Origin of the sequence: Actinomadura xylanilytica, from assembly GCF_030283145.1 — a bacterium.
In the GTDB taxonomy this organism is placed as follows: domain Bacteria; phylum Actinomycetota; class Actinomycetes; order Streptosporangiales; family Streptosporangiaceae; genus Spirillospora; species Spirillospora xylanilytica.
Genome location: NZ_JASNWE010000004.1, coordinates 359560 through 382312, shown reverse-complemented (window position 1 = coordinate 382312; position 22753 = coordinate 359560). Strand labels below are relative to the sequence as shown.

The window sequence follows — 22753 nt, the reverse complement described above, 5'->3', positions numbered from 1 at the left end:
TTAGGGTTTTGTGCGGCTCCCCGTGTTCGAACTCTCGGGGAGGTGGGCGGCCCGCGGGCGGCGATGAGCGACGCGCGGGCGACCCGCGAGCGGTCTGCGAGCGGCCCCTCGGTGACGCCGGTCCCGGCGTGCCGGAACCCCGCCGCCCATCACGTTCGTTGTCGCAAGTCGGACCGGGGCGTCCGCCGGCGGATCCGGCGCGACCGCGCGGCGGGACGGGACGCGAGCGCCCGAGACGGTGTCCGCGACACCGCCGGTCCGTCCGGTCCGTCCGGTCGGCCCGGCTCGAGCCCGGCGGTCGCCCGTACCCAGCCGAAGTGGAGGAGAAGGCGAGTGAGGATTCCCAAGCGCGTCAACACCGTCCTGGACTGGGCGGAGCAGCACTTTGGCGCTCTTGCGGCGGTCGCCGCTCTGGTGATCGCCGCGCTGGCGGCCACGCTGGCGCCACCGCTCGCCGGCCTCCCGGTCGCCGGGTTCATCCTCGGGCTCGCCGCCGGCGGCTTCCTGGTCCACCTGCGGATGGCCAAGCGGGTGACCCGGGCCCGGTCCGAGATCGACGACCTGCTGCGGGAGAACGGCGCGCTGCGGCACCGCAACACCGTCCTCGCCAGCGGCGTGATCACCCGCGAGGCGCAGGTGACCCAGGCCCTGCTCGCCATCCCCGAGGACGTCCTCCTCGGCGAGGAGGACCCGCAGCGCACCGTGGCCCTCCCCGACCTCGGCGACCTGCCCGGCCTTCCGGAGGCCGCGGAATCCCCGAAGCCGCCGAAGCCGCCGAAGATCCCGAAGCCGACGGAGGCCCCAGACGGCGCGGCCGGCGACGCCCCCGAGCAGGCCGCCTCGGAGCGGACCGCGCCCCAGCAGACCGCCCCTGAGAAGGCCGAGGAGCCCGAGGAGCTCGAGGACACCAAGCGCAACCGCAAGCGCCGCTGACCCCGCTCCCCTCCCCATTCCCGACTCGCGGTCACCTTCCGGGGACACTGTGTCAGTTCTGCTGATCTTGGGCAGGACCGATGCCGGGGGGTGACGGTGCCGATGACGGATGGACGATCGGCCTCACGGGGGGACGATCCGCCGGCCGGCGCGCCGGCCGGGCCCCGCGGCCCGGACGAGTCGGCGGTCCGCAAGGCCGTGCTCGCCTCGGCGATGGGCAACTGCATCGAGTGGTTCGACTTCGGCGTGTTCAGCGCCGGGGTGATGACCTCGATCATCGGCACGGTGTTCTTCCCGCCGGGGGAGGGCGGCAGCGCCACGCTCCGGTCGTTCGCGCTGATCGCGGCGGCCTTCCTGGCCCGTCCCTTCGGCGGCATGTTCTTCGGCCCGCTCGGCGACCGGATCGGCCGCAAGCGGGTGCTGGCCACCACGATCATCCTGATGTCGGGCTCCACGTTCGTGATCGGGATCCTGCCCGGCTACGGCACGATCGGCCTCGCGGCCCCGCTGCTGCTGCTCGCGGTACGGCTGGTGCAGGGGTTCTCCACCGGCGGCGAGTACGGCGGCGCCGCCACGATGATCGCCGAGTACGCGCCGACGAACCGGCGCGGGTTCTTCGGCAGCTTCCTGGAGCTGGGCACGCTGACCGGCTACATCATGGGCGCCGGACTGGTCCTGATCGTCAACGTCGTGCTGGGCGACGCGACGATGCACTCCTGGGGCTGGCGCATCCCGTTCCTGATCGCGCTGCCCCTCGGCCTGGTCGGCCTGTACGTGCGGACCCGCATCGAGGACACGCCGGTGTTCCAGCGGATGGAGGCGGCCGGCAAGAAGGCCAGGTCGCCGCTCCGGGAGACGCTGCTGAACAACTGGCGGATGGTCCTGATGCTGATCGGGATCGTGTTCCTGCTGAACGTGGCCGACTACACGCTGCTGACGTTCATGCCGTCCTACCTCACCGAGAACCTGGCGATGGGCGACGTCACCGCGCAGCTCATCACCATCGGGGTGGAGTTCGTGATGATCCTGGTGATCGTCCCGGTGGGCGGGCTGTCGGACCGGATCGGCCGCAAGCCGCTGCTGCTGACCGCGGCGGTCGGGTACGTGGTGCTGTCCTGGCCCGCGTTCGCGCTGATGCAGACCGAGAACGCGCTCGGCGTCGCGGCCGGCTACGCGATCGTGGGCGGGCTGCTGGTGCTGATGCTGGCGGTGGTCGGCGCGACGTTCCCGGCGATGTTCCCGACCAAGGTGCGGTACGGGGCGTTCGCGATCGGCTACAACGTCTCCACGTCGCTGTTCGGCGGCACCGCCGCCGTGCTGGTGGGCTCGCTGATCAAGATCACCGGCACCAACTACGTCCCGGCGTACTACCTGATGCTGGCCGGGCTGGTGGCGCTGGTCCCGATCACCATGATCCCTGAGACCGCGCGCGTCCCGATCGAGCGGACCGGGACGGGATCCGCCCCGGAACCCGCGGGTTCCGGGGCGGCCGGGGCGTGAGCGGCGCGGTCAGCGGGAGGCGGCGAAGCGGCGGTGGGCCCAGCCCGCCAGCGTCGCCGAGATCACGAGAGCGGCACCGGTCTCGATCAGCAGTGCGGTCCAAACGGCGGTCACTGTGGGCCTCCTTCCGGGGGGCGGGTCCTTCCGAGAGCGGACCCGATCTTCACTTCGCCCAACACCCGCGGTGCGGCCGATCCTTCCGAGCCGGAGCCGTTCCGGACGGTGATGTGTATCACTTTCGACCCTCCTGACCTGGGAATAAACCTTAAAGAGGGTAAAAGTGCAGGTCGTCCGGCTGGACGGTCAGGAGCGGCGCAGGCCGGCGAAGAACGCGCGCACGTCCGCGACCAGCAGATCGGGGACCTCCAGGGCGGCGAAGTGGCCTCCGGAGTCGAACTCGGTCCACCGTGTGACTCGGTGCGCGCGCTCCGCGAACCGCCGGACGGTCGAGTCGCCCGCGAAGACGGCCACGCCTACAGGGACCGGTGACGGCTCGGGCGCCGGTCCCCATGCGGCGGCGCTCTCCCGGTAGAGGCGGGCTGAGGAACCGGCCGTGCCGGTCAGCCAGGAGACCGTCACGGCGGTGAGGATCGTGTCCCGGTCGAGCGCGCCGATCTTGTCGCCATGGCCCGCGTACCAGTCGGCGTACCAGGCGAGCTGCCCTACAGGGGAGTCGACCAGGGCATACGCCAGCGTCTGCGGACGGGTTCCCTGGATCATCGCGTAGCCGGACAGTTCACGGTGCCAGCGCTCGATACCCGCCATCCGTGCCAGCTCCGCCTCGGACAGGCCCTCCAGGTCGGCCGGATCCCTGGACGGCGTCGTCACCAGCGCGTTGACGTGCACACCGGCCACCCGGTCGGGCTCGGCACGGGCGAGCTCTGGGGAGATGATCGAACCGAAGTCGCCGCCCTGCGCCCCGTACCGCTCGTATCCGAGCCGGCGCATCAGCTCCGCCCACGCCCGCGCCACGCGCGCGACGCCCCAGCCCGTCTCGCGCGTCGGGCCGGAGAACCCGTACCCCGGGATGGACGGGGCGACGACGTGGAACGCGTCCGAGGCGTCCCCGCCGTGGGCACGAGGGTCGGTCAGCGGTCCGATCACCTTCAGGAAGTCGGCGGCCGATCCCGGCCAGCCGTGCGTGAGGAGCAGCGGCAGGGCGTCCGGCTCCGGCGAGCGGACGTGGAGGAAGTGCACATTCTGCCCGGAGATCACGGTGGTGAACTGCGGGAAGGCGTTCAGTTCGGCCTCGTGCCGCCGCCAGTCGTACTCCGTCCGCCAGTACTCGGCCATGTCCTGGACATAGTCGCCGGCGGTGCCGTATGACCAACCGACACCGGGAATCTCATCGGGCCGGCGGGTCCGGGCGAGGCGGTCGCGCAGGTCGTCCAGATCGGCCTGCGGGATCTCTATGTGGAACGGGTGGATTTCGTCTTCTCGCATGTCAGGGACGTTAGGGGGAGTGGCGGTCGCCAGCCGTCCGCCATACCCCCCGGCGCGGGCCCGGTCCCCGTTCCCGCAAGGGCCTCCCGGCGTGGCGGCCGGTGCGGGCAAAGTAAGGGAACTCTCTCATTGCGATCAAGTGATTACCATGGGTAGCGTCTCTGGCGGCGGGAAATGCATGTGTACATAAAGGACACCATCGAACATGAGTGTCCATTCCGCTGATTCTTCCATTCGCTCTCAGAGCGACCATTTCTGTCGGCAGCAACGGAATCGGTGGTGTGGATCGTGACGGAACAGCAGTTGAGCCTGGGTACGGCGGCGGCACGCAATCTCGCGACGACGACCAAGTCCGTCCCCCAGATGCAGGGCATCTCCTCCCGGTGGCTGCTCAAGCTGCTGCCCTGGGTGCAGGCGGCCGGCGGCGCCTACCGGGTCAACCGCCGGCTCAGCTACATGGTCGGCGACGGGCGGATCACGTTCGTGACCACCGGCGCCGACGTCCGCGTCGTCCCGCGCGAGCTCGGCGAGCTGCCGCCCCTGCGCGGCTTCGAGGACGAGCCGGTGCTGGAGGGCCTCGCCGGCCGCTTCGTCCAGCGCGAGTACGCGCCCGGCGACGTCATCGTCGAGCAGGGCCGGCCGGTCGACCAGGTCTTCCTGATCGCGCACGGCAAGCTCAACCGGATCGCCACCGGTGAGTACGGCGACGACGCCCTGCTGGGCGTGCTCGCCGGCGGCGAGTTCTTCGGCCACGGGGCGCTGCTCGGCGAGCAGCCCGACTGGGACCACACCGTCAGGGCGGTGACCGCCTGCACGCTGCTCACCCTGTCCGAAGGGGAGTTCCGGGAGGTCCTGGGCCGCTCCGAGGAGCTCCAGGCGCACATCGCCGACTTCCGCGAGCGGCCCGAGCGCGCGCAGGACGAGCACGGCGAAGCCGCGATCGAGCTGGCCTCCGGGCACTCCGGTGAGCCGTCCCTGCCCGGCACTTTCGTCGACTACGAGGGCTCGCCGCGCGAGTACGAGCTGAGCGTCGCCCAGACCGTGCTGCGGGTCCACTCCCGGGTCGCCGACCTCTACAACGAGCCGATGGACCAGGTCGAGCAGCAGCTCAGGCTGACCATCGAGGCGCTGCGCGAGCGGCAGGAGCAGGAGCTGATCAACAGCCGCGACTTCGGGCTGCTGCACAACGCCGACCTCACCCAGCGCATCCACACCCGCACCGGGCCGCCCACCCCCGACGACATGGACGACCTGCTCACCCTCGTCTGGAAGGACCCGGCGTTCTTCCTCGCCCACCCGAAGACGATCGCGGCGTTCGGCCGCGAGTGCAGCGCGCGCGGCGTCTACCCCGAGAGCGTCGACGTGCAGGGCAGCAAGGTCCCGGCCTGGCGCGGCGTCCCGATCTTCCCGAGCAACAAGATCCCGATCAGCCCGACCCGGACCAGCTCGGTGCTGCTGATGCGCACCGGCGAGTCCGACCAGGGCGTCGTCGGGCTGCACCAGACCGGCATCCCGGACGAGTTCCAGCCCGGCCTGTCGGTCCGCTTCATGGGCATCGACGACAAGGCGCTCATCTCCTACCTCGTCAGCGCCTACTACTCGGCCGCCGTCCTGGTGCCGGACGCGCTCGGCATCCTGGAGAGCGTCGAGATCGCGCATGGCGGTGCGGCCAGTGCCGCCCTTTGACCTCCCCGACTTCCACCTGCCGCATCCGGCGCGGCTGAACCCGCACCTGGAACGCAGCCGCGCGCACTCCGCGCGGTGGGCCCGCGATATGGGCGTCCTCCCCACGGACGGCGCCGCCCCCCTCATCTGGACCGAGCAGGACTACGCCGCCCACGACTACGCCCTGCTCACCGCCTACACCCACCCCGACGCCCCCGCCCCCGTTCTCGACCTGGTGAACGACTGGTACGTCTGGGTGTTCTACTTCGACGACCACTTCCTGGAGCACTACAAACGCCCCCGCGACATGGCGGGCGCCCGCGCGTACCTGGCGCGGCTGCCCTCGTTCATGCCGGCGGACCCGGGCGAGGCGCCCCCGGCCGAGCCACGCGACCCGGTCGAACGGGGCCTCGCCGACCTATGGGCGCGCACCGTCCCGCTCATGTCGGGGCAGTGGCGCGCACGGTTCGCCGAGAGCACCCGCAACCTGCTCCAGGAGTCGCTCTGGGAGCTGTCCAACATCGACGAGGGGCGGGTGCCCAACCCGATCGACTACGTCCAGATGCGCCGCAAGGTCGGCGGCGCGCCCTGGTCGGCCGACCTCGTCGAGGTCGCCCTCGGCGCCGAGCTGCCGGCCGGGATCGCCGCGACCCGTCCGCTGCGCGTGCTCAAGGACACGTTCGCCGACGCCGTGCACCTGCGCAACGACCTGTTCTCCTATCGGCGCGAGACCGAGGAGGAGGACGAGCTCAACAACGGCGTGCTGGTCGTGCAGAGGTTCTTCGACGTCGGTCCGCAGCGGGCCGCCGACACGGTCAACGACCTGCTGACCTCGCGGCTGCGGCAGTTCGAGAACACCGCCGGCACCGAGCTGCCCCCGCTGCTCGACGAGCACGCGCCGACGCCCGAGGCGCGGCTCGGCGTGCTCAGGTACGTCCGGGGCCTCCAAGACTGGCAGTCGGGCGCACACGCGTGGCATCTGCGGTCCGGCCGCTACACGGACCGGGGAGCCGAGGGGGCCGGCCGGCCGCTGCCGTCCGGGCCCCTCGGGCTCGGCACCTCGGCCGTCCGGCCCCGCGTGCCCGAGCGTCCCCCGCGCGGCGGCCCCCCGGCCGCCGCGCGCACGGCCGCCGAACCCTTCGAGGCCCCCCGGCTCACCGTCCCGTACGGCGCGCGGCTCAACCCGCGCGTGGACGCCGTCCGGGCGCACGCCGGGACCTGGGCGGCCGAGATGGGCCTGCTCGACCAGGGCGGCTGGGACCGCGACGCGTTCGACGCCGCCGACTACGGGCTGTTCGCCGCGCTGACCCATCCCGACGCGTCCGGCGCCGGGCTGGAGCTGGTCAACGACTGGCACCTGTGGGGCTTCTACGTCGACGACCTGTTCGCCGAACGGTTCACGCGCGCCTGCGACGCCGTCGGTGCCAGGGCCTTCGTCGCGCGGCTGGCGGAGTTCATGCCGGCCGACCCGGCCGCCGGGGCCGTCCCGGCGGCCCCGGCCGAACGGGCGCTGGCCGACCTGTGGGCCCGTACCGCCCCGGCGATGACGGTGGCCGACCGCCGTGAGTTCGCCGCCGTGGTGGGCCGCTTCGTCGGGAGCCGGCTGTGGGAGCTGGCCGGGCACGCCCAGCGCCGGGTCCCCGACCCCGTCGACCACATCGAGATGCGCCGCACCACCGGCGGAGCCGAATTCTCGACCGGCCTGCTGCGGCACTGCCTCCAGGACGAGGTCCCGGCCGCTGTGCTGAGCACCGGCCCGATGCGGGCCCTGGTCGACGCCTTCGCCGACGTCGGCGGCCTGCACCACGACCTGCTGGCGTACCGGAGGGAGGTCGAGGACGGCGACGAGCTCGACAACGCCGTGCTCGCCGTCGCGGGCTTCCTCGGCTGCGGCCCGCGCCGCGCGGCCGAGATCGTCGGCGACCTGGCCGCCGCGCGCACCCGCGAGTTCGACCGCATCGTCACGGCCGAACTGCCCGCGCTGACCGACGGCCTCGACCCCGCCGCCCGCGATCGCCTGACCGGCCACATCGAGGGCCTCCGCCGCTGGATGGCCGGCGACCTGGAATGGGCGGCCACCACCGGCCGCTACCGCGCCCCGTCCGGGTCCCCGTCCGGGTCCCCGTCCGGGTCCGCGTCCGGGTCCGCGTCCCCGGCCCTCGCGCGCCACCGGTCCACCCACGCTCCGCCCCGCCGCCCCCGCGTCCCTCCGCCCCCCGGTGGAGGCGGCGGGCCGGGCACCCGGCCGGCACGCACCAAGCCCACAGCGCCCGGCGGGCCGACCGTGCTCAGCGGGTCGACCGGGTCCGCCGGGCCGAAGGGGCTCGGAGGGCCGGTGGGGCTCGGTACCTCGGCGGCGGATCTGGGGGCGTTCAAGGGGGCGCTCCACTCACCTAAGCACTCAACGATGCCGGGAGGTCGCGGTTCATGACGGAGCAGCAGTTGAGCCTGAGTACGGCGGCGGCGCGCAATCTCGCGACGACCACCAAGTCCGTACCGCAGATGCAGGGCATCACGCCGCGGTGGCTGCTGCGGGTGCTGCCGTGGGTGCGGGCCGGGGGCGGCACCTATCGCGTCAACCGGCGGCTGACGTACCAGCTCGGCGACGGCCGGGTGACGTTCGTGAACATCGGCGCGCGGGTCCGCGTCGTCCCGCCCGAGCTGGCCGAGCTGCCCCCGCTGCGCGGCCTCGACGACCCCGCGGTCCTGGAGGGCATCGCCGAGCGGTTCGTCCAGCGGGAGTACGCGCCCGGCGAGGTCATCGTGCAGCCCGGCGGGCCCCTCGACCAGGTGTTCCTCATCGCGCACGGCAAGGTCGCGCAGGTCGGCACCGGCGAGTACGGCGACGAGACCGCGCTGGGCGTCCTCGCCGACGGGGAGTTCTTCGGCGACCGGGCGCTGCTCGGCACGGCCGAGGAGTGGGGGCACGCGCTCCGCGCGCTCACCCCCTGCACGGTGCTGACGCTCTCCCGGGACGCCATCGGCGAGCTGACCGGCCGGTCCGAGACGCTCCGCGCGCACCTGGACGCGTACCTGCGCGCCCCCGTCCGGCCGCAGAACAAGCAGGGCGAGTCGGCGATCGACCTGGCGGCGGGGCACGACGGCGAACCGTCGCTGCCCGGCACGTTCGTCGACTACGAGGCGTCCCCGCGGGAGTACGAGCTGGCGGTCACCCAGACGCTGCTCCGGGTGCACACCCGCGTCGCCGATCTCTACAACCAACCGATGAACCAGCTCGAGCAGCAGCTCCGGCTGACCATCGAGGAGATCCGCGAACGCCAGGAGCACGAACTGATCAACAACCGCGACTTCGGGCTGCTGCACAACGCCGACCTGCGGCAGCGGATCCAGACCCGCGGCGGCCCGCCCACCCCCGACGACCTGGACGATCTGCTGTCCCGGCGTCGCGGGTCGCGGTTCTTCCTCGCCCACCCCCGCACCATCGCCGCGTTCGGCCGCGAGTGCACCCGGCGCGGCGTCTACGCGGCCACGGTCCAGTCGCAGGGACGGACCGTCCAGGCGTGGCGCGGCGTGCCGATCTACCCGTGCGACAAGATCCCGGTCACCCCGTCCGGCACCAGCTCGATCCTGGTGTTGCGCACCGGGGAGTCCGACCAGGGCGTGGTCGGGCTGCACCGCACCGGGATGGCCGACGAGGTGCAGCCGGGCCTGTCGGTGCGGTTCACCGGGATCAGCGACAAGGCGATCCTGTCCTACCTGGTGAGCGCCTACTACTCGGCCGCGATCCTGGTCCCCGACGCCCTCGGCGTCCTGGAGAACGTGGAGATCGCCAGGTGAGAGGGGGGACCGACATGGCGTCCACCCGGGAGACGGCCCGTTCCGCGGCCGAGGTGCTGGCCTGGAGCCGCGGGCTGGTCGACCCCGCGCTGCGCTCCGCGGTCGACGCCCTGCCCGAGTCGATGCGGCGCATCGCCGAGTACCACTTCGGCTGGCAGGACGAGTCGGGCGGCGGCGGGGGCAAGGCCATCCGGCCGGCGTTGACGCTGCTGGCGGCCGGTGCGGTCGGCGGCACGGCGGCGGCGGCGCTGCCGGCCGCGCTGGGGGTCGAGCTGACGCACAACTTCTCGCTGCTGCACGACGACGTGATGGACGAGGACCTCACCCGCCGGCACCGTCCGACCGCGTGGAGCGTGTTCGGCACGAGCGCGGCGATCCTCGCCGGTGACGCCCTGCTCGCCGCGGCGTTCGAGGTCGTCGCCGACGAGCGGTGCCCCGCCGCGGCCCGGGGGGTCCGCGTCCTCAGCGCCGCCGTGCTGGAGCTGGTGGAGGGGCAGAGCTCGGACATGTCGTTCGAGGAGCGCTCCGACGTGACGGTCGACGAGTGCCTGCGGATGGCCGGCCGCAAGACCGGTGCGCTCCTCGGCTGCGCGTGCGCCCTCGGCGCCGTGTACGGCGGCGGCACCAGCGAGCAGGTCGACCGGCTGCGCGCCTTCGGCGAGCGGCTCGGGCTGGCCTTCCAGCTCATCGACGACCTGCTCGGCATCTGGGGCGACCCGGACGTCACCGGCAAACCCGTCCATTCCGACCTGCGCAACCGGAAGAAGTCCCTCCCGGTGGTCGCGGCGCTCACCTCCGGTACCCCCGCCGGGGCCGAACTGTCCGCCCTCTACCTGCGCGACCGGCCCCTGACCGGCGACGAACCGGCCCGCGCGGCGACGCTGACCGAGGCCGCCGGCGGACGGGCCTGGGCCGTCCGGCGCGCCGACGAGCTGCTGGCGGGTGCGCTGTCCCAGCTCGAGGCCGCCGCGCCGGCCTCGACGGCGAGCGAGGAACTGCGCGTCCTCGCCCGCCTGGTCACCCGCAGGGACCACTGACGTCGCGCGGGCGCCGGCCGTTACGTGACCGCGCGTCCGGCGCCCGCGCGACCCCCGCGATTCCGGGGGTTCGGCCGTGACGCGTCGTTCAGGGCGTGCCGGACGTTCAGCCGCTGGACCCCGCCGACCCTCCACATCACCGGTGGAGATGCTCCGATCCGAGGGCCCGGCACTGTTTCAGGGGCGAGTCGAACTGCTGCCACGCGATGCGCCGACCGGTCGCTCGGCTGTCGAACGACGGGGTTCGGTCTCCGCTGGGCCCCGCCCGAAATCCGTTCGTCCAGGCCGTGAGGGGTCGCTAGCCTCGTGGCGTCGTGAGGACGACTGATCATCGAGCGGCGTCCGGCCGGCGCACTGGGCCGCGGACTTCCCCGCCGAAGGCGATCACGTCGTCGCCGGCCTGTTCGGCGCCTACCCGGCATGGCTGGGCGAGTACGGCCACCGTCAGATCATCGAGCGCGACAGCGGTTTGGTGGTCGGCTCGATCGGACTGTTCTTGCCGCACAGCGCCGGCGGCCTGGAGATCGGGTACGGCGTCGTGGCCTCCCGGCGGGGCCGCGGCTACGCCTCGGAGGCAACCCGCGCCCTGACCGGCTTCGCTTCACCGCAGCGGGCGTCCGCACCGTCTACGCCAACGTGGAACTGTCGAACCCGCCGTCCGTCCGGGTGCTGGAGAAGGCCGGCTTCCAGCGGGCGGCCACCGACGCCGAGGAGAACACCGCGCAGTACCGCATCGCGGCACCCGCCGACCGGGCCGCTACTTCTTGAGCCAGGACTCCAGGCCGTCCAGGACGCGTTCCAGGCCGAAGGCGAAGGCGGCGTCCTGGTGCGCGGCGACGTCGAGCGACTCGTTCTGGCCGAACCAGGCGGCCAGCATGGGGTACTCGCCGGCGACGCTCTCTATATAGGGGTGGAGCTGGCCGAGGAGGTCGGCGGCGTTCTTGCCGGCCTGCGCCATGGCGCTCTGCAGGGCCGCCTCGGCGGTGGCGGCGCCGACGGCGTGCGCGGTCAGCAGTGAGCTGGCCCAGGCGAGTTCCCTGCCCGCGAAGCCGGCCGCGGTGAGGACCGCCGCGGAGCGCTCGCCGATGCGCAGGGCGTTCGGGCCGATGGCGGGGTGGACGCCGAGCAGCCCGGTCAGCCAGGTGTGCCGGAGGATCACCCCGCGCAGGCCGCCCGCGAGGGCGGCGGCGGCGGTGCGCCAGCCGACCCCGGCGGGGTCGGGGATGTCGATCTCGCCCATGATCTCGTCGACGGCCAGTTCGAGGAGCTCGTCCTTGGTGGCGACGTAGAAGTAGGCCGAGGTGGCGCCCGCGCTGAGGTGGGCGGCGAGGCGGCGCATGCTCAGGCCGTCCAGCCCGTCGGCGTCGAGAATCTCGATCGCGGCGCCGACGATCTCTTCGCGGCTGAGCTGCGGGCGGCCCCGGCGGGGCCGGGCCGGGCGCAGCCAGACCGAGCCGGCGATGGGGTCGGGAGTGGGCGGCATTCAGCGTCCTTCGTGCACGGGGTGGGGAGTCACTTTACCGTCTGGCAGACGCTGTACGAGGATTGGTACGGTGTTCGAAAATAGGTCCGCTGTACGAACGGAAGCCATGCAACCCCCTCATCCGCGCCGCTGGCTGATCCTCGGCGTCCTGTGCCTGAGCCTGCTCGTCGTCATCATCGACAACACCGTCCTCAACGTCGCGATCCCGTCGCTGATGCGCGACCTGCACGCGAGCAACGCCGACATCCAGTGGATCCTGGACGCCTACATGGTGGTGTTCGCCGGCCTGCTGCTCACCGCGGGCGCCCTGTCCGACCGGTACGGGCGGCGCCGCGGCCTGATCGTCGGGCTGGTGGTGTTCGGCGGCGCGTCGGCGCTCGCCACCCTGGCGGACTCGCCGGGGCAGCTCATCGCCGCGCGGGCGCTGATGGGCGTCGGCGGCGCGTTCCTCATGCCGGGCACGCTGTCCATCCTGACCACGGTCTTCGACGACGGCGAGCGCAAGAAGGCGCTGGCCATCTGGAGCTCGGTGCTCATGCTGGGCGCGCTCGGCGGCCCGGTCGTCGGCGGGCTGCTGCTGCGGCACTTCTGGTGGGGGTCGGTGTTCCTGCTGAACCTGCCGATCGCGGCGCTCGGCGTGCTCGCCGCCCTGCTGATCATCCCCGAGTCGCGCGGTCCGGCGGTGCGCCCGGACCTGGTGGGCGCGGTGCTGTCCACGATCGGGATGACCGCGCTGGTGTGGGGGGTCATCGAGGTCGCGCGGGACGGCTGGTCCTCGCCGGCGACGGGCGGCGGGTTCGTGGTGAGCGTCGCCGCGATGGCCGCGTTCGTGCTGTGGGAGCGGCGCTGCCCGGAGCCGATGCTGCCGATGCGGCTGTTCCTCGACCGCAACTTCAGCGGGGCCAGCCTGTCGGTCGTGCTGATGTCGTTCTCGGCGGGCGGGCTGATGCTCGCGCTCACCCAGTACCTGCAGTTCGTGCTCGGGTACAGCCCGCTCAAGGCGGGCACCGCGTTCATCCCGCTCATCGTCTCCGCGATGGTGTTCAACGGCGTCGGGGTGCTGGTCGACAAGAGGTTCGGCGCCCGGATCGCCGTGGCCGGCGGGCTCGCGCTGCTCGCGGCCGGGTTCGGTGTGCTCGCCACGCTGTCCGCCGGCGACGGCTACCTCAAGCTGGCGGTCGCCCTAGTGGTCATGGGGATGGGCAGCGGGACGATGGGGCCGGCCGCGTACGGGACGCTGCTGGGCGCGCTGCCGCCCGAGCGCGCCGGGGTCGGCTCGGCGGTCAACGACACCGTCCAGCAGTTGGGCCAGGCGCTCAGTGTGGCGGTGCTGGGGAGCGTCCTGTCGGCGGCCTACTCGGGCAATCTGCCGGACGGGGTCACCGGCCCGGCGCGGGAGTCCATCGGGGACGCGCTGGGCATCGCGGCGGAGCGGGGCGACGCGGCGCTGGCCGCGGCGGCGCGGGACGCCTTCACCGACGCGATGTCGACCACGTCGATCGCGGGCGTGATCGGCGGGATCGCCGCCGCGGTGCTCGCCTTCGCCGTGCTGCGCCCCTCGCCGCCGGCCGCGCCCGTGGGTCCGGCCGCCGAACCGCAGTCCGACCCGGCCGCGCCCGCCACGGGGTGACCGGCGCGACCGGAGACGGGGACGGGGACGGGGACGGTGGTCAGGCGCGGGCGGCGGCGGAGGCCATGCCGAGCCAGGTGTGCGGGTTGCCGGCCCAGCACCAGCCGAGTTTCGGCGCGTTCTGGCTGATCCAGATGGCCGGGACGCGGCGGTCGCCGCAGCGGGAGCCGCCGAGCGAGAAGCACTTGTTCTTGGCCAGCGCGGACGGGTGCTGGGTGACCAGCGCGATGCCCTCCTCGATGGTGAGCGGGGTCCGGCCGCGGCCGGCGATCGCGGCCATCGCGTCGTTCGGGACGGCCCCGCAGAACTCCTCGCCCCGTTCGACGCCGAAGAGCACGTAGGCGGGCGCGTCGGGTGCTCCGGTCTCCTCCGTGGAGACGAAGCGCCCGATGTCGCCCTCCTTGTAGTGGCGGTCGATGACGCCGGGCTTGGTGCGTCCGGCCACGGTGGTCAGCCGGATGGAGTCCTCGATCGGCACCAGTTCCCGGGTCACCACCAGAACGAACGGGACGCGGCCCTCCTCGGGGGCGTCCACGGTGCCTCCGGCCCCCGCCGCGGCCGTGTCCTTCGTCACGGTCGCGCGAAGCGGGGACAGCAACTCGGTGAACGCCTCGGCGCTCAGTCCCGCGTGCTCGTGGTAGCGCTTGTCGAGCAGGGTCCGGACCTGCCGGTCGAACTCCGTGCCCGCGTCGGTGGACGTCACGTGGATAGGGCCTCTCTCTGGCGGAACCGATTACTCCGTACAACATACAGAGATTCGGTTCCTATTCCAGGGGGCGGCCCGGGTCAGCCCTTGATCTGCGTCCAGGCCTTGGCCCAGCGGTTGTAGTCCGCGCAGGTCGAGCCGCGGCCGTCGCCGCAGTCGGCCGTCGGGGTCCGCCAGAACGCGAGCCGCTGATAGAACCCCGGGTCGCCCACGTGGTAGGTCGTGCAGAAGCCCTTGGCGGTGTAGCGGCACGCCTTCGGGTTGGCGGGCGCCTCGCCGAACCACTGGCCGACCTGCGCCTGCACCTTCGGGGTGATGATCCAGTTCATCCACTTGTACATGCAGTTCGGGTGCTGCGCGCGGGACGAGATCATCCAGGTGTCCGACCAGCCGGTGGCGCCCTCGGACGGCAGCGTGGTCGCGACCGGGCTCTTGTCGGCGATGGCCAGGTTGGCGGTCACCTGCCAGGCCGTGCCCGCGTAGTTGTTGGCCTGCTTGAACGACTGGAGCTCGTCGGTGTAGCTCGCCCAGTACTGGTTGACGTTGGGCCGCTGCTGCTTGAGCAGGTCGACCGCGGCCTCGAACTGCTCGTCGTCCAGCGCGTAGACGTCCTTGATCTTCAGGTCGGGACGGTGCGTCTTGAGGTAGAGCGCGGCGTCGGCGATGTAGATGGGGGAGTCGTAGGCGACCACGTGCCCGGCGGCCGGGGAGTCCTTGTCCCAGACCACGTCCCACGAGGTGGGCCGCTCCGGCAACTTGTCGGTGCGGTACATCAGCATGTTGGCGCCGTAGCCGTGCGGCATCCCGTACATCTGGCCCTTGACCGAGTTGTACGGCTGGTTCTTGAGGAACGGCGCGACGTCGGCGTACCCGCTGAGCAGGCCGGTGTTGACCGGCGCGACCGTCCCGCCGTAGATGAGCCGCAGGCTGGAGTCGCCGGACGCCGACACCCCGTCGTACTGCCCGGTCTTCATCAGCGCGACCATCGAGTCGGAGGTGTCGGCGACCTTGGCCTCGACCTTGCAGCCGGTGGCCTTGGTGAACTGGGTCACCCAGTTGACCTTCTTGTCGTTGCTGCCGTCCTCGGCGTACCCGGCCCAGATGACCAGCTTGAGCCGGCCCTCCGACGCGCCGACGTCCTGCGCCATCGGGATGTTGGGCAGGGCGGCGGCCTCGCCGGAGTTCCCGTCGCCGCAACCGCCGGCCAGCGCGGCGGCGGCCGTCAGCGCGGTGACGGCCAGAGTGAGCCGGGAGCGGGCCGAGGACATCCGGGGGTGCCGAGTTCCGAAGATCACGCTAGCCGATCGTAGGGGGTCCGGCGGCGGTACGTGGCCACAAAGGGTGATGATTCGGAAACTGTCGACACATGCCCGTCTCCGTTCTAGGCTCTGCTGCGTTCCGCCCCAAGCCCCGCCAACCTGAAAGATCCATCGCAGTGCGAACACGAGGCCGTCGAGTGGAATCAGCAGTCAGCCACAGGCGGGACGGTCCCAAGGCCGCGCGCTTCAGATCCATCCGGTTCAAGGTCATCCTCATGGTCCTTGTGTCGGTGGTGTCGCTTGCCGTGCTGTGGGCCTTCGCCGCGAGCATCGCGCTCGGCGAGGGACTCAACCTGCGCCATGTGAAGACCGTCCAGGAGCATTACGGCTACCCGGCGGGCGCTCTCGGCAGCGCCCTCCAGGCCGAACGCCGCGCGTCGATGGTCTACCTCGGCAGCAAGGCGGTCGGCGACCAGGCGTCGATGGAGTCGGCGCGGCTGGTCACCGACCGGCAGGCCGACCTGTTCCGCGGCCTGGTGAAGGACCCCGGCGCCCGGGACTCCGCGCCCGTGCAGGCACGCCGCCTCACCGACAAGATCGGTGCCGGGCTGGACGCGCTCGCCGCGGGACGGCGCTCGGTCGACTCGGGCGCGACCGTCCGCACCCGGGCCTACGCCGACTACACCGCCCTGCTCGCCGACGTCGGCACCCTCCAGGGCACGCTGTCCACCCTGGACAACTCCGAGGTGGCCAAGGACGCGCGCAGCCAGGCGTCGCTGGCGCGGGCCCGGGAGATCCTCTCCCAGGAGGACGCGCTGCTCGCCGGCGTCCTCGCCGCGGGCCGGATGACGGCCGGCGAGCGCGCCGAGTTCACCAAGCTCGTCGGCACGCAGCGGTCGCTGTACGCCTTCACCGCCGGTGAGCTGCGGCCCGCCGACCAGAGCTACTACCAGCGGGTCGTCACGATGCCGGAGGCGGTACGGCTCCGGCAGGCCGAGAACTACTTCATCAGCCTGCGCCGGATGAAGGCCGGCGGCAGCGCCGGCGTGGCCTGGAAGACCACCGCCGACTCCAACCTCACCCGGCTGCGCGGCCTGGAGCTGTCGGTCGCCGCGGCGGCCGAGGCGCGGGCCAAGCCGATCTCCGACACGATCATCCTGCGCGTGGTGCTGGCCGGCGCGCTCGGGCTGGTCGCGGTCATCGCCTCGCTCGTCCTGGCGGTCTGGGTGGCCCGCTCGGTCATCCGCGAGCTGGCCCGGCTGCGCCGCGAGGCACTCGACCTGGCCGATGTCCGGCTGCCCGGCGTGATCGCCCGGCTGCGCCGCGGCGAGGAGGTCGACGTGGCCGCCGAGGCGCCGCCGCTGTCCTTCGGGACCCGCGAGATCGACCAGGTGGGCGACGCGTTCAACGCCGCCCGCCGGACCGCGATCCAGGGCGCGGTCGAGGAGGCGGCGCTGCGCCGCAACGTCAGCGACGTCTTCGTCAACCTGGCCCGGCGCAGCCAGACGCTGCTGCACCGCCAGCTCAACCTGCTCGACGCGATGGAGCGCCGGATGGAGGCGCCCGACGAGCTGGAGGACCTGTTCCGCGTCGACCACCTGGCCACCCGCATGCGGCGGCACGCGGAGGGCCTGATCATCCTGTCCGGGCAGGCGCCCGGACGCGGCTGGCGCAGCCCGGTCGGGATCATCGACGTGGCGCGCGCCGCCGCGTCGGAGGTCGAGGACTACACCCGGGTGAACGTGGCGCCGATGCCGCAGTCGGCGGTGCTCGGCCCGGCCGTCGCCGACGTCATCCACCTGCTCGCCGAGCTGATCGAGAACGCCGCCTCGTTCTCCCCGCCGCACACCACCGTCCAGGTCAGCGGGCAGGCCGTCGCGCACGGCTTCACGCTGGAGGTCGAGGACCGCGGCCTCAGCATGGACGAGGTGAGCCTCAGAGCGGCCAACGAGCGGCTGGCCACGGCCGCCGAGTTCGACCTGTCCGACAGCGCCCAGCTCGGCCTGTTCGTCGTCGGGCGGCTGGCCCACCGGCACGGGATCAAGGTGACCCTGCGCACCTCGCCGTACGGCGGGATGACCGCGATCGTGCTCCTGCCGGAGGAACTGGTGGTGCGCGCGGACGCCGCGGAGCTGGAGAGCGCTCCGGTCGCGACGCGCCGTGCCGAGGACGCCCTCGTCCCGGTCGGCTCGGTCATGGGCGGCGGACGGCGGCACGCGGTCGCGGAACTGGCCTCGGGCCCGGCCGGGCCCGGTGGGCACGACGCGAACGGCGCCGGCGGTTCGGTGCTGCAACTGCCGACCGGACGGCACGCCGCCGGATCGACGGGCTCCGGGGCGTACGAGGTCGTCCCCGACGCCCAGGGCGGCGGCCCGTCCAACGGCGGCCCGTCCAATGGCGGCCCGTCCAATGGCGGCCCGTCTAACGCCGGGCCGTCCAACGGCGGGCCGGGATCTCGGCCGGGAACGCCTTTCGGGGCCGCGTCCCCGCAGGGCGGTGCGCCTCCCGGAGGGATGTTCGGCGAGGCGCCGAGCGGCCCCCCGGAAGGAGAAAACGCAAGCCCCGGCGATGTCGCCGCCGCGTCGCGTACCGTGTTCGAGGAGCCGATCCAGGGCTCGGCGCCCTCGCGGCGTTCCGGCACCCAGACGGGGCCGCAGCGGCTGCCGCGGTCACCGCGGGAAGTCCGGCGGCGGCCGTCCGGCGGTACCGGCGGGGGAGGTGGGGGCGGTCGTGGCGGACGGCCGTCGCTTCCCAAGCGGGTCCGCCAGGAGAACCTCGCCGCGCAACTGCGCGACGAGGCCGCGGGGTCGGCGCCCGAGGCTTCGGGCCCGTCTGCCCCCGAACGCTCCCCGGAGGATCTGCGGACGATGATGTCGGCCATTCAACAGGGCACCCGGCGCGGTCGCGCCGAGGCCATCGAGAACGACGACGAGGGTTCGTGACATCCGATGACCGGATCCGGGAACGAGTGGATCGATGAGGAGGCCGGGCCCCTGGTCCGGTCGTACGCGCTGACGCGGGGCCGTGCCCGGCCGGCCACGCGCGAGAGCTTCGATATGATCACGATCGTCTCGACCTCGGCGCGGCCGAGGTCGGGCACTCCCGGGATCGGCCCGGAGCATCTGGCCATCCTGGAGATGTGCCTGGCGCCGCAGCCCGTCGCCGAGATAGCGGCGCGGCTGAGGCTGCCGCTGGTCGTCGTCCGGGTGCTGCTCGGCGACCTTCTGCATCACCGGCTCATCGCCGTCACCAGTCCACAGGAGGAGAGCGCGCTCTCCAAGGAACGTCTGCTCAGGGAAGTGCTCCATGGACTCCAAGCGCTCTAACGGGAATTCGGGTGCAATGAGCGAGATCCCGTCCGCGGGTGGCTCGGTGCCCGTCGCGGTCAAGATCCTCGTGGCGGGCGGGTTCGGGGTCGGCAAGACCACGCTGGTGGCGGCGGTCAGCGAGATCACGCCGCTCCAGACCGAGGAACTGCTGACCGACAAGGGCGTCGACGTCGACGACACCGCGGGCGTGGAGCACAAGACCACGACCACGGTCGCGATGGACTTCGGCCGCATCACCATCCGGGACGGGCTGGTCCTGTACCTGTTCGGGACGCCCGGCCAGAACCGGTTCTGGTTCATGTGGGACGAGCTGTCCTACGGCGCGCTCGGCGCGGTCGTGCTCGCCGACACCCGGCGCCTCGCCGACTGCTTCCCGGCCGTCGACTACTTCGAGAGCCGCGGCCTGCCGTTCGTGGTCGGGGTGAACTGCTTCGACGACGGCTACGCCTACACCTCCGACGAGATCCGCGACGCCCTCGACCTGAGCGAGGACACCCCCGTGGTTCTCTGCGACGTGCGCGACCGCAAGTCGGGCAAGGATGTGCTGACGCTGCTCGTCCGGCACGTCCTGACCGTCCACCAGCGGGAGTACGAGTCGGGCGTGCCGGTCTCGTAGGACCGTCCGGCCGGGGCCCGAGCCGGGCCCCTGAACCGGGGTCCGCCGGGGCCGCAGAACGCGAAGGCCCGCCGCAGGCGGGGGACGGGAGCCGCTCCCGTCCCCCGCCCGCGGCGGGCTCGTCGCGCTACCGGCCGCTCAGGCGAACGCCGGCATGATCTCGTCGTGGATCAGCCGGAGCTGGGTGTCCACGTCGGCGACGCCGTCGATCTCGCGGCCGGTGAAGCCCTTCACCAGCGTGGCGTCGGTGATCGCCGCGATGAGGTGGTTGACCCCGGTCGGCTCGATCTCCCGCTTGATCTTGGCGGTGACCTCGGCCGGGGTGCCCGCGATGGACAACTTCTCGGTGATGTCCGGGGTGGTCAGCTCGATCGCCTTGGGCAGGTCCCCGGCGCCGACGGCCTCGATGATTGGGGCCATCTCCTTGGGGTCGACCCCGTTGCGCAGGAGCTGCTCCTCGGGCATGGCGGAGGCGTACAGCCCCACCATGCTGCGCGCGGCCTCCTTGGCGGCGGCCGAGTCGGGGCCGGTGGCGAAGACGACCCAGGCGCCGATGTCCAGGGTCGTCCAGTCCTTGCCGGCCCGCTCGGCGCCGATCCGGGTGTGCTTGACCGCGTACTCGTAGGCCTCGCGGGTGTAGCTGAGCGCGTGGTGCACGCCGTCGGACAGCTCGCCGGCCGCCTCGAACGACTTGGGCCCGCGCATCGCGCCGATCTTCACCGGCAGGTGCTCCTGGACCGGCCGGGCGAAGGTGAACAGCCCGTCGTAGGAGTAGAACTCCCCGTCGCGGGTGATGGTGCCCTCATCGAGCAGGGTGCGGACGACCGCCACGGCCTCCTTGACCCGGGTGAGCGGCTTGGTCTTGGTCCAGTCGATCTTGTACTGGGCCAGCACCCCGAAGTTCCCGCTGCCCAGCACGACCTCGGCGCGTCCACCGGTGAGCTCGTCGAGCGTGGCGGCGGCCTGGGCGATGAGGGTGGGTTCGCGCAGGGTCACCGCCGAGACGCTCGGGCCCATCCGGATCTGCGAGGTCTGCGCCGCGGCGGCGGCGAACAGCAGCCACAGGTCCTTGTGCCACGGCTCGTCGGCCGCGTACGCGGCATAGAAGCCGAGCTCGTCGGCGAGCTTGATCGAGGCGAGGGACTCGTTCAGCGGGTAGTCGGGGAGCATCGCGTAGCTGAACTTCACCGTTCTCCTGACTCTTCGGTGCGGGGAGTCTTCGGTCGATTACCGAAGTGTGATCAACGGCAACCAAGCATGCACAGGGCTGAAGCCTTGCGCAATGTCGGGACGGTGTTAATCGATACCGATTTGGCAGTGGGCACCGAGGGCGGTATATCGGGCAATAGCCGGGCAAATCCGGATGAATTATCTATATCGGGCGACCTGCGTGTGGTGCGGGACGGCCGCTCCACCGGACGGGCCGCGGCGGGCTCAGTTGATGGTCAGTCCGCCGTTGACGTCGCGCAGCTGAATGACCTTCTCGGCCTGGCCGTTGAAGACGTTGCTGACCCCGTCGCCGGTCGCGGTCGCGTTGGTCTGGACCTGGCCCCACAGGGACCGCACCTCGTCGCCGAACGCGGGGTCCTCGTCCAGCACGCCGCGGATCACCCCGGCGAGCTCCTCGATCCGCTCGGGCGACTCGGGGTCCTCGGTGGCGCGGGCCAGCGCCCGCTCCTCGCTCACCCGGCCGCGGAACCGGGCCTTGACCTTCTGGACGAGGGCGGCGACGGCCTCCCGGGCGGGCTCGCCCGCGACCTCGACGGCCTTACCCGCCATGGCGGTCGCGATGGCGATGGTCATCGGATCAGTCATCGGTTGCTCCCCGGTGCCGGACGTGCGTGAAGACAGGCGTGCACCAGTCCACCACGCTGCGGGCGACCCTGGCCAGGCTCGGCCGTGACCGGCCGCACCGATGCAGCCACGACCGTCCTGAACGACGCCGTACGCGATCTGGACGGCCCGCGCTATGGCGCCGAGACCCGAACGCCGCCCGCCGGTATCGCGGAGCGGACGGACGATCTGGAGGCGCGGCGGGCGCACTCTCCCGCGCGCACGAGCTCTGCCGAACTGAATACGGAATTGCGGCCGTGGGGAGGGCGATTCGGTCGCCGGGTCGGCAGGTCCGGCACGGCCGGTCCGGCACGGCGACGCGCCGGCGGCGGGAGGTAGGGTTCGCCTGCGTGATCGATCGTCAGGAACAGGGTTCGGCCGAGCGAGGTGGCGTGCCAGCGCAGGTGACGCGGACGGCGGGACGTCTCGCCGACGGGCGCGAGATCGTCTACTTCGACGAGGCGGCGGGGCGGGTGCCGGTGCCCGACCCGCGCGACCTGCCGGCGGTCCGGCCGCACTGCGAGACGCGCCGCGATCCGCTGACCGGCGACTGGGTGACCGTGACCGCGCACCGCAACGCGCGGACCTTCCTGCCGCCTCCCGACCAGTGCCCGCTGTGCCCGGGAGGCCCGGCGTCGGAGGTCCCGGACGCCGGATACGACGTCGTCGCGTTCGAGAACCGCTTCCCCTCCTTCGACGCGCGCACCCCGGACGTCCCGCCGGGCGTCGACGGGCGCGAGCTGTTCGAGCGGCGGCGGGGCGACGGGCGCTGCGAGGTGGTCTGCTTCACCGACGACCACGGGGCGGCGATGGCGAGCCTGCCGATCCCGCGGATCCGCACCGTCATCGAGGCGTGGGCCGACCGGACCGAGGCGCTCTCGGCGCTGCCGGGCGTCGCGCAGGTGTTCGTCTTCGAGAACCGCGGGGTCGAGATCGGGGTGACCCTGCACCATCCGCACGGGCAGATCTACGGCTACCCGTTCATCACGCCGCGCACCCGGCGGATGCTCACGACGGCCGCCGCGCACACCGCGCGGACCGGCCGCGACCTGTTCGCCGACGTGCTGGAGGCCGAGCGGGCGGGCCCGCGCGTCGTCCGGGCGGGCGAGCACTGGACCGCCTACGTCCCGGCGGCGGCCCGCTGGCCTGTCGAGGTGCACCTGACGCCGCACCGGCACGTGCCCGACCTGGCCGCGCTCACCGGCGCCGAACGCGACGAGCTCGCGGTGCTCTACCGCGACCTGCTGCGCCGCTGCGACGCGCTCTACGGCACGCCACTCCCGTACGTCGCGGGTTGGCGCCAGGCGCCCGCGGCCGAGGGACGCGACCTGCTCCGGCTGCACCTGGAGCTGTTCTCGGTCCGCCGCGCCGCCGACAAGATCAAGTATCTGGCCGGGTCGGAGTCGGGCATGGCCGCCTGGATCAACGACGTCCCGCCCGAGCGGGTGGCCGCCCGCCTCCGCGACGCCTGACCACGGCCGCGGCGCCCGGCGGCGCCGTCCGGCCGGTGCCGTCCGGCCC

Annotated in this window: 18 protein-coding genes and 1 pseudogene; 13 read left to right on the top strand and 6 right to left on the bottom strand. The window is 72.5% G+C overall.

Translation table 11 applies throughout. The features are described from left to right. The first annotated feature begins 333 nt into the window (after positions 1 to 333). Both QP090_RS25475 and QP090_RS25470 read left to right on the top strand, forming a co-directional pair. Entirely contained in the window at positions 334 to 933 is a 600-nt protein-coding gene (locus tag QP090_RS25475) for a hypothetical protein (protein ID WP_285941925.1), read from the top strand. A gap of 102 nt (positions 934 to 1035) precedes the next feature. Further along, positions 1036 to 2433 (top strand): MFS transporter, encoded by a 1398-nt coding sequence (locus QP090_RS25470; RefSeq protein ID WP_285941924.1) that lies wholly within the window; start codon positions 1036 to 1038, stop codon positions 2431 to 2433. A 303-nt stretch (positions 2434 to 2736) separates the two neighbouring features. On the opposite strand, the gene QP090_RS25465 is transcribed toward QP090_RS25470, so the two are convergent. Further along, complete coding sequence (locus QP090_RS25465; RefSeq protein WP_285941923.1) at positions 2737 to 3876, bottom strand: epoxide hydrolase family protein; 1140 nt, start codon at positions 3874 to 3876, stop codon at positions 2737 to 2739. Between the two features lie 288 nt (positions 3877 to 4164). On the opposite strand from QP090_RS25465, the gene QP090_RS25460 reads away from it, so the two are divergent. From QP090_RS25460 to QP090_RS25435, 6 genes and pseudogenes are all read left to right on the top strand, one after another. Then, positions 4165 to 5562, top strand: coding sequence for a family 2B encapsulin nanocompartment shell protein (locus tag QP090_RS25460; protein WP_285941922.1), 1398 nt, complete (start codon positions 4165 to 4167; stop codon positions 5560 to 5562). Then, entirely contained in the window at positions 5549 to 7972 is a 2424-nt protein-coding gene (locus tag QP090_RS25455) for a terpene synthase family protein (protein ID WP_285941921.1), read from the top strand. Before QP090_RS25460 ends, QP090_RS25455 begins: the two co-directional genes overlap by 14 nt. Continuing rightward, complete coding sequence (locus tag QP090_RS25450) at positions 7969 to 9339, top strand: family 2B encapsulin nanocompartment shell protein (RefSeq protein WP_285941920.1); 1371 nt, start codon at positions 7969 to 7971, stop codon at positions 9337 to 9339. The genes QP090_RS25455 and QP090_RS25450 overlap by 4 nt, the downstream gene beginning before the upstream one ends. Before the next feature lie 14 nt (positions 9340 to 9353). Continuing rightward, the gene (locus QP090_RS25445) at positions 9354 to 10376 is read left to right on the top strand and encodes a family 2 encapsulin nanocompartment cargo protein polyprenyl transferase (RefSeq protein WP_285941919.1); all 1023 of its coding nucleotides are present in this window, start codon (positions 9354 to 9356) and stop codon (positions 10374 to 10376) included. Positions 10377 to 10848: 472 nt separating this feature from the next. After that, positions 10849 to 10920: pseudogene (locus QP090_RS25440) on the top strand (GNAT family N-acetyltransferase); the annotation flags it as partial. Between the two features lie 92 nt (positions 10921 to 11012). Then, a complete protein-coding gene (locus tag QP090_RS25435) occupies positions 11013 to 11144 on the top strand; it encodes a hypothetical protein (RefSeq protein ID WP_285941918.1) in 132 nt (43 codons plus the stop codon). Here QP090_RS25435 and QP090_RS25430 read toward each other — a convergent pair. Next, complete coding sequence (locus tag QP090_RS25430; protein ID WP_285941917.1) at positions 11134 to 11859, bottom strand: TetR/AcrR family transcriptional regulator; 726 nt, start codon at positions 11857 to 11859, stop codon at positions 11134 to 11136. The genes QP090_RS25435 and QP090_RS25430 overlap by 11 nt on opposite strands. Positions 11860 to 11965: 106 nt before the next feature. On the opposite strand from QP090_RS25430, the gene QP090_RS25425 reads away from it, so the two are divergent. Further along, positions 11966 to 13489 (top strand): MFS transporter, encoded by a 1524-nt coding sequence (locus tag QP090_RS25425; RefSeq protein ID WP_285941916.1) that lies wholly within the window; start codon positions 11966 to 11968, stop codon positions 13487 to 13489. Between the two features lie 40 nt (positions 13490 to 13529). On the opposite strand, the gene QP090_RS25420 is transcribed toward QP090_RS25425, so the two are convergent. Then, positions 13530 to 14192: a DUF5701 family protein gene (locus QP090_RS25420; protein WP_285941915.1), complete on the bottom strand. Its 663-nt coding sequence runs from the start codon at positions 14190 to 14192 to the stop codon at positions 13530 to 13532. An 83-nt stretch (positions 14193 to 14275) separates the two neighbouring features. After that, positions 14276 to 15490, bottom strand: coding sequence for an ABC transporter substrate-binding protein (locus QP090_RS25415; protein WP_285941914.1), 1215 nt, complete (start codon positions 15488 to 15490; stop codon positions 14276 to 14278). A 239-nt stretch (positions 15491 to 15729) separates the two neighbouring features. Here QP090_RS25415 and QP090_RS25410 point away from each other — a divergent pair, with 239 nt between their 5' ends. The 3 genes from QP090_RS25410 to QP090_RS25400 are packed head-to-tail and all read left to right on the top strand — an operon-like array spanning position 15730 to position 19399. Continuing rightward, positions 15730 to 18396 carry a nitrate- and nitrite sensing domain-containing protein gene (locus QP090_RS25410; protein ID WP_285941913.1) on the top strand — a complete coding sequence of 889 codons (2667 nt, stop codon included), beginning with the start codon at positions 15730 to 15732 and terminating at the stop codon, positions 18394 to 18396. 6 nt (positions 18397 to 18402) lie between these two features. Then, entirely contained in the window at positions 18403 to 18780 is a 378-nt protein-coding gene (locus QP090_RS25405; protein ID WP_285941912.1) for a DUF742 domain-containing protein, read from the top strand. 16 nt (positions 18781 to 18796) lie between these two features. Further along, positions 18797 to 19399 carry a GTP-binding protein gene (locus QP090_RS25400; RefSeq protein WP_285941911.1) on the top strand — a complete coding sequence of 201 codons (603 nt, stop codon included), beginning with the start codon at positions 18797 to 18799 and terminating at the stop codon, positions 19397 to 19399. Between the two features lie 138 nt (positions 19400 to 19537). Here QP090_RS25400 and QP090_RS25395 read toward each other — a convergent pair whose 3' ends face one another. Both QP090_RS25395 and QP090_RS25390 read right to left on the bottom strand, forming a co-directional pair. Continuing rightward, positions 19538 to 20587: an LLM class flavin-dependent oxidoreductase gene (locus QP090_RS25395; protein WP_285941910.1), complete on the bottom strand. Its 1050-nt coding sequence runs from the start codon at positions 20585 to 20587 to the stop codon at positions 19538 to 19540. Between the two features lie 246 nt (positions 20588 to 20833). After that, positions 20834 to 21214, bottom strand: a complete 381-nt coding sequence (locus tag QP090_RS25390) for a hypothetical protein (RefSeq protein WP_285941909.1) — start codon at positions 21212 to 21214, stop codon at positions 20834 to 20836. A gap of 422 nt (positions 21215 to 21636) precedes the next feature. Between QP090_RS25390 and galT the strand changes: the two genes are divergently transcribed. Continuing rightward, positions 21637 to 22704, top strand: a complete 1068-nt coding sequence (gene galT, locus QP090_RS25385) for a galactose-1-phosphate uridylyltransferase (RefSeq protein WP_285942788.1) — start codon at positions 21637 to 21639, stop codon at positions 22702 to 22704. The last annotated feature ends 49 nt before the right edge of the window (positions 22705 to 22753 follow it).